This is a genomic window from Microbispora sp. NPDC049125 (assembly GCF_040802045.1).
Lineage (GTDB): Bacteria > Actinomycetota > Actinomycetes > Streptosporangiales > Streptosporangiaceae > Microbispora.
The window spans coordinates 146,083-161,367 of record NZ_JBEZDW010000002.1 but is presented as its reverse complement, the minus strand read 5'-3'; the positions used below and the strand labels follow the sequence as shown (position 1 = coordinate 161,367).

Annotated in this window: 11 protein-coding genes; 2 read left to right on the top strand and 9 right to left on the bottom strand. The window is 70.7% G+C overall.

The features are described 5' to 3' along the window. Positions 1-33: 33 nt before the first annotated feature. The 9 genes from AB0B72_RS03165 to AB0B72_RS03125 all read right to left on the bottom strand — a co-directional run bounded on the left by AB0B72_RS03165 (position 34) and on the right by AB0B72_RS03125 (position 11,772). The gene (locus tag AB0B72_RS03165; protein ID WP_367736841.1) at positions 34-690 is read right to left on the bottom strand and encodes an NUDIX domain-containing protein; all 657 of its coding nucleotides are present in this window, start codon (positions 688-690) and stop codon (positions 34-36) included. A 743-nt stretch (positions 691-1,433) separates the two neighbouring features. Then, positions 1,434-2,240 carry a cyclopropane-fatty-acyl-phospholipid synthase family protein gene (locus AB0B72_RS03160; protein ID WP_367736628.1) on the bottom strand — a complete coding sequence of 269 codons (807 nt, stop codon included), beginning with the start codon at positions 2,238-2,240 and terminating at the stop codon, positions 1,434-1,436. 69 nt (positions 2,241-2,309) lie between these two features. Continuing rightward, on the bottom strand, positions 2,310-2,873 hold the full coding sequence (locus AB0B72_RS03155) for an RICIN domain-containing protein (protein ID WP_367736627.1): 564 nt from the start codon (positions 2,871-2,873) through the stop codon (positions 2,310-2,312). A gap of 46 nt (positions 2,874-2,919) precedes the next feature. Further along, on the bottom strand, positions 2,920-4,110 hold the full coding sequence (locus AB0B72_RS03150; protein WP_367736626.1) for a response regulator transcription factor: 1,191 nt from the start codon (positions 4,108-4,110) through the stop codon (positions 2,920-2,922). Further along, positions 4,070-5,710 carry an AAA family ATPase gene (locus AB0B72_RS03145; RefSeq protein ID WP_367736625.1) on the bottom strand — a complete coding sequence of 547 codons (1,641 nt, stop codon included), beginning with the start codon at positions 5,708-5,710 and terminating at the stop codon, positions 4,070-4,072. Before AB0B72_RS03145 ends, AB0B72_RS03150 begins: the two co-directional genes overlap by 41 nt. A 152-nt stretch (positions 5,711-5,862) precedes the next feature. Further along, positions 5,863-7,701 carry a DUF4434 domain-containing protein gene (locus AB0B72_RS03140; RefSeq protein WP_367736624.1) on the bottom strand — a complete coding sequence of 613 codons (1,839 nt, stop codon included), beginning with the start codon at positions 7,699-7,701 and terminating at the stop codon, positions 5,863-5,865. Between the two features lie 64 nt (positions 7,702-7,765). Next, positions 7,766-8,854 (bottom strand): glycosyltransferase, encoded by a 1,089-nt coding sequence (locus AB0B72_RS03135; protein ID WP_367736623.1) that lies wholly within the window; start codon positions 8,852-8,854, stop codon positions 7,766-7,768. 12 nt (positions 8,855-8,866) lie between these two features. Further along, entirely contained in the window at positions 8,867-10,129 is a 1,263-nt protein-coding gene (locus AB0B72_RS03130; RefSeq protein ID WP_367736622.1) for a nucleotide sugar dehydrogenase, read from the bottom strand. A 107-nt stretch (positions 10,130-10,236) separates the two neighbouring features. Continuing rightward, entirely contained in the window at positions 10,237-11,772 is a 1,536-nt protein-coding gene (locus AB0B72_RS03125; RefSeq protein WP_367736621.1) for a glycosyltransferase family 4 protein, read from the bottom strand. Positions 11,773-11,990: 218 nt separating this feature from the next. On the opposite strand from AB0B72_RS03125, the gene wecB reads away from it, so the two are divergent. Both wecB and AB0B72_RS03115 read left to right on the top strand, forming a co-directional pair. Further along, positions 11,991-13,118, top strand: a complete 1,128-nt coding sequence (wecB, locus tag AB0B72_RS03120; protein WP_367736620.1) for a non-hydrolyzing UDP-N-acetylglucosamine 2-epimerase — start codon at positions 11,991-11,993, stop codon at positions 13,116-13,118. A 79-nt stretch (positions 13,119-13,197) separates the two neighbouring features. Then, a complete protein-coding gene (locus AB0B72_RS03115; protein WP_367736619.1) occupies positions 13,198-15,273 on the top strand; it encodes a glycosyltransferase in 2,076 nt (691 codons plus the stop codon). The last annotated feature ends 12 nt before the right edge of the window (positions 15,274-15,285 follow it).

The following is a 15,285-nucleotide window of genomic DNA, read 5'->3' as shown; positions in this document are numbered from 1 at the left end:
AGGAATATATCCATAAAGATCGTTCTGTGGAGTTCAGATCCGCAGCATCGGGGGGTGCAGCAGCACCGCCGGGCCACGGCGGTAGAGCATGGCCGGGCGTCCGCCGTCCCGGGTCGTGGTCCGGCCGCTCGGCAGGAGGAACCCCTCCGTCTTGGTGACCTTCCGGTGGAAGTTCCGCGGGTCGAGCGGGCGGCCCCAGACGATCTCGTAGACGCGGCGCAGCTCCGCCACGGTGAACTCGGAAGGGCAGAACGACACGCCCAGCGAGGTGTACTCCAGCTTGGCCCGGGCCCGCTCGACGCCGTCGAGCATGATCCTGCGGTGGTCGAACGCCATCTCGGTGAGCTCGGCCACCGGCTGCCAGCTCATGTGCGCCTCGGTCGAGGCCGGCAGGTCGGGGGCGAGCCCCAGGTAGGCGACGCTGACCACCCGCTGGCGGGGGTCCCGGTCCGGGTAGCCGTACGTCTGGAGCTGTTCGAGGTGGACGGGGGCGCCGGGCAGCCCGGCGCGCTCGGCGAGCACGCGGGCCGCGGCGGCCGGAAGGTCCTCCTCCAGCTTGATGAACCCGCCGGAAAGGGCCCATCGGCCTTCGTACGGAGGCCTGTCGCGGCGCCAGACCAGCGCGCTGAGCTCCTGGGACCTGACGGTGAGAACGACCAGATCCACGCTGACCGGAATTCGCGGGATCACGGTAGGCACGCTACAGGATGCGCGCCCCCTCGCCGTCGCCCCCGACAAGCACCGAGGCCCACAGCGGCCGCCCGCCTGGCGGTCCCCCTCGCCTGTCGTCACACCGATCAGGCAGGAGACGCTCATGCCTCCGATGCCGGAGTAGCCGTTCGGGTTACGAGGCAGGTACTTGGCGCTAGCGCTGCGCTGCAGGCAATAGATCTGCTGGCACCTACCGCTGCAACCTCGTGACCCGAAGCTCCACCGAGCACTCTGTTCCGGAAATGCCAGTCCTCCGTCCGCGGCGGAGGCAGGGTGTTCTCCGAACGCGAAGGAGGCGGGGCGGTAGCCCCAAATGAACACGGCCCGCCGACCTCGGGCGTACTCTTCCTGGAAGGCGGCCGGGCCGAGCACCTCGACGGCGGTGGCGACCCGGGCCAGGCTGTACCGGGCCTCCACCTCGCCCGCCGGGTCGCCGGCCACCCGGGCCCGCTCGATCTCGGCCTCGCTCATGCGCACCACGACGTCGCTCTCACCACGCCGGAAGGCCGAGCGCACGGTCTCACTGAAGTTCATGGATCCCTCCTCGCATCTGTCACGGCGTGGTCGGCGAGGACCGGTGATCTTCTCACGTCGCCTGCACCACCCGACTCTTCGCTTCCACGACGGTCGCTCCGCCGGGTGACCGCACTTGGCCGGTCGTCACCCCCCATCGAGCAGAACACGCGTGCTCCCGATGCCGCTGTGGCATCTGCCGTCGCCGCTCAGGTGCGCTCCAGGGGCTGCTTCGTATACGTGACGGGGATCGAAGAGATGGGTTCGTCGAGGGCGGTGTCCGGTCGACGCCGGGCCACCGCGCGCACGTACCCCAGGTGACGTCCGCGATCGGCGGTGAGGGCGTCGATCTCCGCCTCGTTGTCCGGTGAGATCGCCTGTTGCCATTCCAGCCAGCACTTCCAGCCGTCCGTCATGGTGTCGGCGAGGTCCACGCTGATGATTCCGCTGCGTTCCCAGTGGCGGTGCCACCAGTGGGCCGAGTGCAGGCAGGCCATGCTCGGCTCCCACCAACCCCGCAGATGCTCGGGGACCGGCCCGTCGATCTCTTGAGTCAGTCCCGCGCCGGCGATGCCGATCTGGCCGCCCGGCCGGACGAACCGGGCCAGATAGTTGAGGTAAAGGTCGTCGGTGCCGTAGTAGACGAAAGAGTCGATGCTGATGACGGCGTCGAAGAAGCCCGCCGCGAACGGCAAGGATCGGGCGTCGGCGTGGATCGGGAACACCGCGTGGCCGACGCCGGCATCGCGGATGCGGTGCGACCGATCGTCCACGCCGAACCACAGGTCCGTCGCCCAGACCTGAACGTCGAACTCGCGGTGCAGGAAGATCGATGACGCGCCGCGGCCGCAGCCCAGATCCAGCACCCGCATCCCGGGCTGTAGCGTCATCGCCTCGGTGAGCCATTCGGTCAGCCACAGCGAGTTGGCTCCGCCGCTGACGCTGGAGCGAATCCAGCCGGGGTGGTAGCGCGAAGCTCGCGGGAACAGCGGGTTCACCAGTGGATCTTCGGGCATGAGTGTCGTCCTCCTCATGGTGGTCAGGATGGATGGTCGCGCCGTGCCCACGCTCGCTCGCGATCACTTTCACAACGTCGGCAGGAACTCGAACAGCTGATTGTCGGCCCCGCCCTTGCAGGGGAACTGGATGATGTTCACACTGTTCGCGGTACTTGCGCTCGGCACGTCGAAGCACATGTTGAAGACGTGCCGCGGCTTGATGTTGTTCAGCGATGACCCGCCGTTGGTGAGCTCGAACCGCTGGTTCGAAGAGCCGGAGCAGTCGTACTGGATCACCCGCGCTCCCTCAGATGTGCTACCGCCTTGGATGTCGAGGCACTTCCCGGTGACGTGGGTCGGGCGGATCTCGAAATCATTGCCGCTTACGCGGACCAGGCGGAATTTCTGGTTCGCGGCGCCAGTGCAGTCGTACTGAATCAGATTGGCGCTGTTGGCAGGGCTACCGGCTTGAATGTCCAGGCACTTGTTGGTGGCGTGCAGCGGCCTGATCTTGACGATCTGGTCGGCGGTGGCTCCGGCTGAAGCCGGCGTGGCCGCACCGGTGAAGCCGGTGACGGCCGAGATGAGGAGTACGGCAGCGGTCGCGGACTTGCGCATGGAGGTGCCCTTGCCTTCCTTCGTTGTGGTCATGTCCACCAGGGTGGCCGGGGCACGGCCGGCTACGCGTCCGTGCCGGCTACTGATGTTGACCGGGCGCGTACGTACGTAACCGGGTCCGGTCGGCCGCGCCGGTCTTCGCCAGCAGCCGGCTGACGTGGGTTTCCACCGTGCGTACGGACAGGTGCAGCCGTGCTGCGATCTGCGCGTTGCTCAGCCCCTCGGCCACCAGGGCGAGCACCTCGACCTCCCGGCTGGTGATCCCGGCGGCGCGCAGCCTGGGCGGCACGCTCGCGCCCCTGCTGCGGCGGGACGGCGCACCGGCCTGCCGCAGCAGGTCACGGCACTGCCGCGCCAGCGCCTCGTCACCGTTGAGCTCGTGGCAAGCCAGGTCGGCGCGCAGTCCCGGTACGGGATCGCCCCATCCCTCGATCACCGCGGCGGTCCACACCGGCAGCCGCAGCAGCCGATGCCACCACGGATACACCTCGAGCGCCGCATCCCCGCTGGCCATGGCCTGCGCCGAGTCCTCCACCCTGCCCTCGCGGCCCGCGGCGACGGCGCCCGCATAGAGCAGCGCACCCCGGTTGACCCCTCGGCGGCCCATCCGGGCGTGCTGGAACACCGCGCGGGCGTCCTGCGGCTCGTGGCCGGTCACTTCGCGCAGCAGCAACCACAGCCCCCACCAGTGGGTGGGAGCGGCCGAGGCGTGACCTGCCAGGATCGAAGCGCCGTCATCGGCCTGCGCGGCCGCGCCCGGCAGGTCTCCGGTCACGACCGAGCAGATGGCGCGTACCAGGTCAAGACCGGCCCGCACCTCCCGCGGCGCGTTCGGTCGGGATCCGGCCCGGCGCAGCCATCGCTCCACGCCGTCGCGGTCTCCGGCACCTGCGCGGGCGGCCGCGACGAACAGCTCGGCGACCGCCTGGACACTCGTGAGCCGCAGCCGCGCTGACAGCTCGGCACATCTGCGAGCCACCGGCTCACCCACGCGGGGACCGTGCGCCGCCAGCGCCAGGTCGGCCACCAGCAAGTCGATCGACGCCAACTGCCCCAGCAGCCCGGCGGACTCAGCGATCTCGCGGGCCTCGGCCAGCGCGGGCGGGTCGGGCTGCCCACGCTGAACGGCGGCCAGGTGGAACAGAGCGGCCACGCGCAGCGGGGTCAGGCCACGCCTGGCGGCCACCCGCACCGCCCGCCCGAACGCCGCCCGCGCCGCAGCCGCATCACTACGGGCCAGGCAACGCCCCTGCACGAGCAGCGCACCCACCAGAGATTCGCCGTCGCCGGAGCGCTCGGCTTCGCGGACGCGGATCCCCCTCGCTGTAGGCGGCGTCGGCCCGCACGATGGCGAAACGCGGATCGTGCGGCCGGCCGGCTCGCTCGGCATACTCGATCGCCGCCATCCGGCGGCCGCCCGCCATGGAGCTACGGGCCAGCTGCAGACACAGCTCGACGTACTCGTCCCCGGTCGCGGTGTCGAGGACCTGTCCCCCCGTACGCAACGCCGCTTCCACCTCGCCGGCGAGCGTCAGCAGCCGGACCTGCTCGATGGCCCACGCGACGCGGATCGCACCGGCGGCCTCCACCCGGGCCAGCAGTGCCCGCGCGCTGCGTAACGCCCCTCGTGCGAGATCGTGGCGGGCCAGCCGGAGCAGGATCCGGCCGGCCCGCTCACGCTCTCCTACCGCGGCCAGCAGTTCGGCGGCCCGCACGTCCGCCTCACCGACGCCACCGCCGTCGAGCAGTTCCGCGGCGCGCCGTGCCATCACAGCCCGCTCCGGCGGCAGCAGTCCCGCCAGCACCGCCTCCCGGGTGAGCGAGTGCCGCCAGGTCAGCTCATCGCCCTCGGCGCGCAGCAGATGCGCCCGGGTGGCGGCGCGCAGACCCGCCAGCAGCACCGGCTCCTCCGCCTGCGCCACCGAGGCCACCACATCCCAGCCCAGGTCAACCCCCACCACCGCCGCCACGTGCAGCAACCGGCGGTGCTCCTCGGCCAGGGCCGCCATCCGCTCGTCGACGAGCGCCCGCAACGTCGGCGGCACCGCGATGTCGTTCAACGCCTCCTGCGGGGCGGCCAGGTCCACGCCCGTCTCGCGCATCCCCGCCGTCAGCTCCTCCACCAGCAGCGGCAGCCCGTCGCAGCGCTCCACCACGAACGAGGCGGTCGACGCCGCGAGCGGCACACCGGCCCGATCACCGGCCAGCTCGGCCACCTGGGCCGAGTCCAGCCGGGCCGGCCGCAGCACCCTGACGGCCGGCCGCCGGCCGACCCGCTCGATCTGATCGGCGGTGCGCGGCTCCTCCCGCGCCGCCCCACAGATCGAGATCCGCTGGTCGGCTACCTGATCGACCAGGTACTCCAGGACCGCGAGCGTGTCCGGGTCGGCCCAGTGCAGGTCATCCAGCACCAGCAGGCATCCGCGTCCGGCGCCGACCACGCGCAGCAGCCGCAGCATGCCCTCTCCCACCAGCACAGCGGGATCGACCATCGCGTCGGCTCTGGCGGCATCATCGGCCGGTCCGAAATCGGGAATGATCCGCCCCAGCGCCGCCCGATACGGCCGCAGCTCGGCGTCCTCCGTGAGCATGGCATCCCGCAAGCGCCCGACCAGCGCGGTGGCCAGCGCCCGGTACGTGCCGCCACCCAGCACCGCCCGGCCCGCCAGCACCTCCATGCCCGCCGCCGACGCCCGGGCCGACGCCTCCGCGAGCAGTCGCGACTTGCCGATGCCCGCCTCGCCGACGATCATCACGGCCGCGCCGCGCCCGTCGGCCGAAGCGGCAATGAGCTCGTCGATCGCCGCCAGCTCCGCGGCCCGGCCCACGATCCGCTCCCCTGGCGGCTCCATCGATCCCACCAGCTCCATACCCCGTAATCATCGCAGGGAAGATCCGCCCCGGCGTAGGGCCGCGGTGGAGCTGCGGAGCGATGGAGCCCTTGGGGCGCCACCAGGCGAGGTCTATGCGGCGGCCATGTCGCCGATCCGGCGACATGGCCCTTGAGGCCGTGTGCCCCCGGTCAGGACGCGTTGTGGTAGTAGACGGACTCGGCGGCCTTGCGGCCGTCGGGGGCGGTGACGTCGACGCGCACCCAGACGTCGTCCGGCACGGTGGCCCAGTCGACCGGGATCCAGATCTTCTCGGCCTGGGCGGGAAGGTCCGGGATGGGAGTGGGGTCGTGCCAGCCGACGGAGGCCGAGTCGACCACTCTCGGGGTGTCCAGGCCGGTCCAGCTCAGCGTGACCTTGGCGTCGCCGATGTGGTAGCCGCGGATCTCCATGCCGTCCTGGATCTGCCGCTTCGCCCGGCGCGCCTCGATCGCGATCGGGCGGTTCCAGTCCGCCGCGATCTCCTCCGACAGTGACGGCGACCCGCAGGTGAAAAAGTCGCTCCACATATAGGAGATGATCTTCGAGACGTACGGCGCGGCCATCGTGACCTGGGTGTCGAGCCGTGGTTTGTCCGTCTTGCCCCTTGTGCCCTGCTGGCCGCACGCTTCCGTCGCCGAGGGCTCGAACCCCTCCACGTTGGCCCACAGCTGCACCTGGACGCCTTCCTGGGCCAGCTCCTCGCGGGCCTGCGCCATGCTGCGGTAGTAGTCCCGCGTGCCGCCGTAGTAGGCCGTGGCGTTCGTGCTCTCGCCGACGACGGGCTCCAGGCTCTGGTCGACCGGCTGGTTCTTCAGGTTCGGCCAGAAGAGGGCGCCCTTGCCGGTCCCCCGGCCGTCCTGCGGGGCGACGATCCCCACGCCGGTCTGCGCCAGCGCCTTGAAGCCGGCCGCGACCTGCGCCGGCGTGGAGGTGTACTTGAGCCGCCTGCGGCTGTCGATGTACGGGCTGACGAGGATGGGCTTGCCGGGAAGCTCCTGCTCGACGATGCGGTGCTGCTCGGCGTACACCTGGAGCGTCTGCACCTTGGACGGGTCGGGCCAGTCCCTGAGCTGCAGCTCGAACGGCTGGTAGACCCCGCCGAGCGACTCGCGGCCGGTGAACCGGTCGCCGTAGTCCTGCAGGATCCGCCGGGTCAGCGTGGTCAGCGTGCCGATGTGCCGGGGGTCGGCCCGGGTGAACTCGGCCGGGTCCCTGGGGGCGAGCGGCAGGGCGGGGAACACCCTGATGCCGAAGCGGTCGCCGAGGTCGAGCAGCTCGCTGAGGCTGTCCTTCGCCCCGGCCGAGACGAGGATCAGGTGGTAGCCGCGCCCCTTGGAGGTGAAGTCGCAGGTGGGGTCGTCCGAGCCGTCGTCGGGCGCGATCAGCCGGTAGAAGACCGAGCCGCCGACCTCGATCATGTGCTCCATCGACGGGCAGCGGAAGATGCCGGGCCCGTAGTGCTCGTCGGTCCGGTAGACATACGTCCAGGTGATCCGGTTGGAGGGGTTGGCGGCCTTGAGGTCGTTCTCGGCCGCCTTCTCGCAGGGGATCCCGCCCTCGGTGCACACCTCGTAGCGGCCGTCGGGCTTGAGGTCCTTGTCCGGCTGCTTGTCGTCCGGCCGCTCCAGGATGCGGCCGTCGTCGTCGACCTGGCGCGGCGACAGGCCGAAGCCGAGCCGTACGACGGTGTCCCCGCCCAGCCGGTGGATGGCCTGGAGCTGGCTGCGCCAGGTGCACGGGTCGGCGGTGGGGACCAGCCAGTAGCCGCTGACCTCGTACGGCGTGGGGGCGGAGGTGTCGAACGTCCCGCAGGGGTCGGTGAACGCGCTCTTCGACGGCGCAGGGCTCTCGGGGGCCGCGGGGGTCGCTTCGGACGTCGTCCCGGCGTTGACGGCGGGGGACGCGGCGGTCCCGTCCCGCAGGACGACCACCAGGGATGCGACGCCCGCCAGAATCGCCACGCCCAAGATCAGAGTGAGCCAGCGCACGTTCAGGACACTACCGCCCGTCGAGTAGGGACATACCGCTTAATCCGGCGTGTTCAGCTCGTGTTCAGCTCTTGACGCCGGCCCATGCCTCAAGCTGGGAGACGAAGCGGCGCGCGGAGTTCGGCCAGTGGTGGTTGGCCCGGGCGGCGGCGTAACCCCGGCCGCCGGTTCCGCGTCGTTCGAACGAGTTGTCCCTGAGCCGGAGAACCGCCGAGGCGACCGCGCCGGCGTCCTCCCAGGGCACCACGAGGCCGCACTGGTAGCGCTCGACCAGCTCGACCGCACGCGGTGACGGAGTAGTGATCACCGGAACGCCGTGCGCCATGTACTCCACGATCTTCGTGGGCATGGAGTGGCGGTAGTTCGGCTCGTCGTGGAGGAGCGACAGGCCCGCGAGCGCGCCGTCGAGCCGTTTCAGCGCCTCGTCGTTCGGCATGAAGTCGCGCCACTCCAGCAGGCCGCGCTCGACGGCGTCGTTGAGCAGCGGGCGGCTCTGGGGGTCGGCGTACCCGATCAGCTCGACGGCCACCCGGTGGGGCTGGAGCAGCCGGGCCACCTCGATCGCCTCGTGGACGCCTCTGGCCTCCGACAGCCAGCCCAGATAGACCACGCGGTCGTCGCCGGGCGGGCTGACGCTGTCGGGCACCCACGTCTCGTTGGGGACCACGAGGTGATCCCGGGAGAAGCGACCGGCGTAGGCGACCTCGGCCAGCAGCAGGTGCAGGTGCCGCTCGGCCGTCCCCTCCATGAGCCGGGCGAGGAACCGCATCGGCGGTCGCAGGAACGCGGGCAGCCACGGCTTCAGGGAGAGCGTGGCGGGGGTGTCCTCGTGGACGTCCCACACCACGGGCGGGCGGCGCCGCACGCCCGCCACCGCCAGCAGCAGCTCGGGGTCGTGGATGAGCACCAGGTCGACCTTGCCGCGCATGCTCTTGAAGAGCCGGCGCGCGGCCCGGACGGCGGTGAACCGCCGCCGCTCGGCCGCCCTCGGGAGGTCCACCCCGTTCACCCACGCCCGGGGCATGACCCCCCGGGCGGTGTACGGCGCGGCGTACGTGACCTCATGACCGGCATCGACGAGCGCGCGGATCTGCCGGTGCAGGATCCGGGCGTCCTCGGGGTGATGCACCACCGTCATGACGAGCACATGCACGCGCGACCCTTTCTACAACCGCTCGACGCGATCGCTCGGCGTCAGAACGCCGCGGGTGTCCAGCACGAGCCCGGCCCGGCTCTCCACCACGTCGAGGTCGAACACGGAGTGCTGCTGGAGCAGGACGGTCACGTCGGCCTCCGCCACGGCGGCGGCCAGATCGTCCTGACGGGGCACGCTCGTGCCCTCGACCGACCACTCCTGGACGTACGGGTCGCAGAACGACAGGTCGGCGCCCAGATCCATCAGAGCCTCGGCCACGCCGATCGCCGGCGTCTCACGCTCGTCGGCGATGTCCGGCTTGTACGTCACGCCGAGAAGGAGCACCTTGGAGCCGTTCACCGGCTTGCGGGCCCGGTTGAGCAGCCGCTGCACGCGGGCCACCACGTACGACGGCATCCGCTCGTTGATCTCCTGGGCCAGCTCGACGAACCGGAACGGGTAGCCGAGCTTGCGGACCGTGTACGACAGGTACGACGGGTCCACCGGGATGCAGTGACCGCCCACACCCGGGCCGGGGAGGAACTTCTGGAACCCGAACGGCTTGGTGGAGGCCGCCTCGATGGCCTCCCAGAGGTTCACCCCGAGCTCGTCACAGAAGATCGCCATCTCGTTGACGAGGGCGATGTTCACATGCCGGTAGGTGTTCTCCAGGAGCTTGGCCATCTCGGCCTCGCGGGTGCCGCTGACGGGCACCACCCGCTCGACGAACTGGGCGTAGAAGGCCGTCGCCCGTTCCTTGCACGCGGTCGTGTACCCGCCGACGACCTTGGGCGTGTTGCGCAGGCCGTACTTGGGGTTGCCCGGATCGATCCGCTCCGGCGAGAACGCCAGGTGGAAGTCGGCGCCCGCGGCGAGCCCGGACTTCTCCAGGATCGGCCGCACGAGCTCGTCGGTGGTGCCGGGCCAGGTGGTGGACTCCAGGACCACGAGGGTCCCGGGCCGCATGTGCTCGGCCACGGTCCTGCTCGCGCCCTCGACGGCCGACAGGTCGGGCCGGTGGTCCTCATCGAGCGGCGTCGGGACGCAGATGACGATGGCGGCCGACCGGGCCAGCACGGAGGCGTCCAGCGTGGCGGTGAAGCCGGCGGACAGCATCCCGTCGAGGTCGGCGTCGGTCAGATCGTCGATGTAGGACCGGCCGGCGTTGAGCGCGTCGACCTTACGGGGGTCCAGATCGAGACCGGCCACCCGCAGACCGGCCGCCGTGGCCTCCTTGGCCAGCGGCATGCCCACGTATCCCAGCCCGATGATCGTGAGATCGAAGGCGGTCACGGCGTGACCTGGGGGCGGAAACAACACTTCATGGTGGCAAAGGTTATCTCAACTCAGCACCAAGGATGCCTGATGCACCAGATCCGCCTTTCAACCCCGTTCCGGGCTTAGGTCAGCGAACCGTAAATCTGCCGATACGTCCGTGCGAGGCTGCTCCACGTACGGTGGGCGGCCACCTCGGCCCGGCCCGCCTCGCCCATCGTGCGGCGGCGCTCAGGGTCGTCACGCAGCGCGGCGAGGGCCTTCGCCAGGGCGGCCGCGTCCCCCGGGGGCACCAGGAGACCCGCTCCGTCGCCGCCCACGAGCTCCGACAGGGCCGGCAGGTCGCTCAGCACGACCGGCTTGCCCAGGGCCATCGCCTCGACCGGCTTCAGCGGCGTGACGAGGCGGCAGACCCGCAGGTCCTCACGCGGGCAGACGAAGATGTCGATGGCGGCCTGCGCCTGCAGCGCCTCGTCCGGCCCGACCCGTCCGGGCAGGATGGCGATGTCGCCCAGCTTCAGCCGCTGCACCTGTTCGAGCAGGGCGGGCCGCTCGGCGCCGTCGCCCACGAGCAGGACCTTCACGGGGGTCTTCGCGTCGCGCAGCAGCGCGGCGGCCGACAGCAATGTGGCGAAGCCCTCATAGCCGACGATGCTCGACACAGAGCCCACGACGATCTCGCTCGGGAGGATGCCGTACTGCGCGCGCAGGGCCGCACCGTCGTAGTCGGCCGTGAGCAGCGCGTCGTCCACCGCGTTGGGCGCGAGGAAGATGCGCTCGCGAGGGACGCCGCGCTCGGCGATCTCGACGGCCATCGTCTCGGCCAGCGTGACGACCGCGTCGGCCTCGCGCATGATGTGGGCCTCGCGCTCGCGCTGCATGACGTGGCGTTCGCTGCCGATCCGCCGGGGGTCCCTGGAGGTCCAGGTCTCCTCCAGGAAGCCGCGCACCTCGTACACGAACGGGATGCCGGTCCGCTCGCGGACGGCGAGCGCGACGGAGCCGTTGCGGTGGTCGGTCGCGGCGTGCAGCACCTGTGGGCGCAGGGTCCTGGCCAGCTCGGACACGTCCGCCGCCCCGCGGATCATCCGCCCGCGGCTCTCGAACGGCATGTCGCCCTTGGGCAGCAGGCGGTAGTACGGGACGCCGTCGATCTCCTCGTACGGCTCGGCGTCGGTGTGGCCCTGGAGCATGGGCCAGCCCCAGCTCGTGACGACGTGGGGGTCGAGGCCCTCGGCCCGCTGCGCGGTCACGATGCGGTGGGTGCGCACGGTGTACCCCGCCTGCGTGTACGGCAGGGCGTTGGTGACCATGTGGAGCACCCGGCCGGGCACCGGCTCCCCCATGATGACCCGGGGCTTCGGCGGGATCGGGTCGGGCCCGATGGCGGCCATCTCGCCCTCGTAGTAGGCGATCCTGCGCCGGATGAACGGCCAGCGGGCGTGCGGGCGCAGCACCTCGATCGCCTGCGTCATCCTGCCGGTCTCGAAGTGGACCTTCGCCGCCTCGAGCGGGCCGTCGGCCATGCGGCGGACGATCCGGCGCGTGGTCACCTTGACGTACCGGGCGGCGGGCCACGCGATGCGGCCCACCAGCGGGCGCATCCGGGAGGGCATCGCGTCGGCGGCGGCCTGGGCCACCCGCATCGGGTCTGATTTCACCTTGCTCACGAAGATCCGGGAGACGACGACGGGATTCCTCGCGAAACCCCGGAGAAAGCGGCCAAGGCCGGCCTTGGCCGACGCGGCAGCGATCTCAGACGTCGGCAGAGGATTTCCAGGCGCCGACACCGCCTCTGCGGGCTTGTTGGCCTCCGATTCCACGGCGTGACCGTACCATAGGCAACGTTTGCCCCAGGTCCGGATGAAAGGCGAGGTCAATGAGGGACAACCCCCTCGTCCTGCACGTGCTGGGCGCCCGGCCCAACTTCGTCAAGGCGGCTCCCGTGGTCCGCGCGCTCGCCGAGCTCGGCGTGCGCCAGGGCATCATCCACACCGGTCAGCACTACGACGCGCTGATGTCGGACGTGTTCTTCGCCGACCTGGGCCTGCCCGAGCCGATCGCGAACCTCGGCGTCGGATCCGGGTCGCACGCCAGGCAGACGGCGGCCCTGCTCGTCGGCCTGGAGGAGGTGGTGGAGGAGCACCGCCCGGCGCTCGTGGTCGTCTACGGCGACGTGAACTCCACGCTCGCGGCGATCCTCGTCTGCGCCAAGCTCCAGGTGCCCACCGCGCACGTGGAGGCGGGCCTGCGCTCCTTCGACCGGGAGATGCCCGAGGAGGTCAACCGGGTCGTCACCGACGCGTTGTCGGACCTGCTGTTCGCCACGTCCCCGGAGGCGCTGTCGCATCTGGCGAACGAGGGCGTCGACCCCGCGAGGATCCACCTCGTCGGCAACCCGATGATCGACAGCCTGTTCGCCGCGCTGCCCAAGCTCGACCCGGCGCCGGTCCAGGAACGGCTCGCGATCTCCGGCCGGTACGCGGTCGCCACGCTGCACCGTCCCGCGAACGTGGACGACCCGGCGGCGGCGCGCGAGCTGGTCGACGCGGTGCTCGGCGTGGCCGAGCAGGTGCCGGTCGTCGTGCCGCTGCACCCCCGCGGCCGGCAGCGGCTGGCCGACGCCGGCCTGGTCGACCGGCCCAACCTGAAGATCGTCGATCCGCTCGGCTACGTGGACTTCCTGTCCCTCGTGAGGGGCGCGACCCTGGTCGTCACCGACTCCGGCGGCGTCCAGGAGGAGACGACGATGCTGGGCGTGCCCTGCCTGACGGTCCGGCCGAACACCGAGCGGCCCATCACCGTGACGCACGGCACCAACCGGCTCGTCACGCCCGCCTCGCTCCCGGCGGCGGCCTCCAAGGCCCTCGCGGACGGCGCGGCCACGCCCAGCGGTGAGCTGCCCCCTCTGTGGGACGGCGCGGCCGGGCCCCGGATCGCACGGGTGATCGAGGCATGGCTGCGCGGCGAGAGCCTGTCCCCCGCCGCACGCGGCCGGGTCGGATAGCGGTCCTGCCGGTCCGTACAAAACGGCACAAAGACGGCCACGCCCCCCGTACGATGGCTCTTCGGCAAAGGGGAGAGGTATGGCTGAGACAGACGAGACGCCTGAGACTCCGGACGGCCCGCGCTTCCAGCGACTTGGACCGGTGAACTGGCTGCCGGAGGAGCGCAAGGTCGTCGAGCGCTACGAGCAGCGGATCCGCGAGCTGGAGAAGAAGCTCGCCACCCAGGAGGCCCGCGCCGACTACGCCATCTGGAAGCTCAAGGCCACCCAGACGCAGCGCCCCTACCGCGTGGCGCAGGCCCTCACCGGCGCCGGCAAGCCCGCCAAGATCGTCAAGCTGCCCCGCGACCTCAGCAAGGCGATCAAGGAGCGCAAGAGCCCCAAGCCGCCGATGTCGGTTCTGGAGGCGGTCGCCCAGGCGGAGGCCCGGGGCCCCGAGGTGAAGATCCCCTCCCTGCAGTGGCCGGACGGCCCGGTGGTGCGTCCCGACCTGCGCGTCGCGGTGATCCTGGACGACTTCTCCCGCATGGCGTTCAAGTACGAGTGGGACCAGATCGAGTTCGGCCTGAACGACTGGCGCGAGATCTTCGCCGAGAAGCGCCCGGAGGTGCTGTTCTGCGAGTCGGCCTGGCACGGCAACCAGGGCCGCTGGCGCTACCAGATGACCGGGACCAACGCTCCCAAGCAGGAGCTGCGGGACCTGCTGGCCTGGTGCCGGGAGGAGGGCATCCCCACGGTCTTCTGGAACAAGGAGGACCCGCCCAACTTCGACTTCTTCATCGACACCGCCAAGCTGTTCGACTACGTGTACACGTGCGACGGCGACATGATCCCGAAATATCGCGAAGTTCTGGGACATGATCGTGTCGGCGTGCTCCAGTTCGCGGCACAGCCCCGGATCCACAACCCGATCCAGACCAAGCAGGGCCGGCCGTACGACATCGTCTTCGCCGGGATGTACTTCCGCGACAAGCATCCCGAGCGGCGCGAGCAGATGGAGACCGTCCTCGCCCCCGTGCGCGAGCTGGGCCTGCACATCTTCGCCCGCAACGGCACGGTCGCCGACAAGTACGCCTGGCCCGAGGAGTACCGCCCCCACATCGTGGGCGAGCTCCCGTACGAGCAGATGCTCGCCGCGTACAAGATGTACAAGGTCTTCCTGAACGTGAACTCGGTGATCGACTCGCCGACCATGTGCGCCCGCCGGGTCTTCGAGCTGTCGGCCTGCTCGACCACCGTGCTGTCCGGCTGGTCACGGGCGATCGAGGAGACGTTCGGTTCGCTGATCCCGGTGGCCCACTCGCAGGAGGAGGCGTACAACCGGGCGCTGTACCTGGTCAACAGCCCCGAGCTGCGGGCACGCCAGGCACATCTGGCGATGCGCGAGGTGTTCGACAAGCACCTGTTCTCCCACCGGGTCGACCAGATCCTCGGCGACCTGGGCCGGCGGTCGCCCGACCGCTCGCCCTCCATCTCGGTCGTGCTGCCGACCAACCGGGCCGGCCAGCTGGAGCACGCCATCAGCCAGGTCGCCCGCCAGCGGCACCGCAACCTTGAGCTCGTTCTCGTGCTGCACGGCCTGTCGGAGGACCCGTCGGTCGTCAGGGACAAGGCGCTCGCCGCCGGCATCCCGGCGGTCAAGGTGCTCGCCGCCGACCCGTCGTGGACGCTGGGCGAGGTGCTGAACCACGGCATCGCGCAGGCCGACGGCGAGCTGATCGCCAAGATGGACGACGACAACCTGTACGGCGAGCACTACCTGTCCGACCTGGTGCGCGCCTTCGACTACGCCGACGCCGAGATGGTCGGCAAGGGGGCGCACTACACCTACTTCCCCGACCAGGACGTCACGGTGTTCCGGCTGCCCGGCCTGGAGCACCGCTACGCGCACCTGATCCAGGGCGCCACCATCCTGGCCAACGCCGACCTGCTGCGCTCGATGCCGTTCGAGGCGGTCAACGCGGGCGAGGACACCCGGCTGGTGCGGCGATGCAAGGAGGAGGGCGTCCGGATCTACTCCGCCGACAGGTTCAACTTCGTCTACATGCGCGGCTCGGACGCCACCGCCCACACCTGGCAGGCCGCCGACTACAAGCTGACCCGCAACGCCCAGTTCTGCTTCGCCGGCAACCCCGAGGCGCACGTCCTCATCTGAACGGGCGACGCG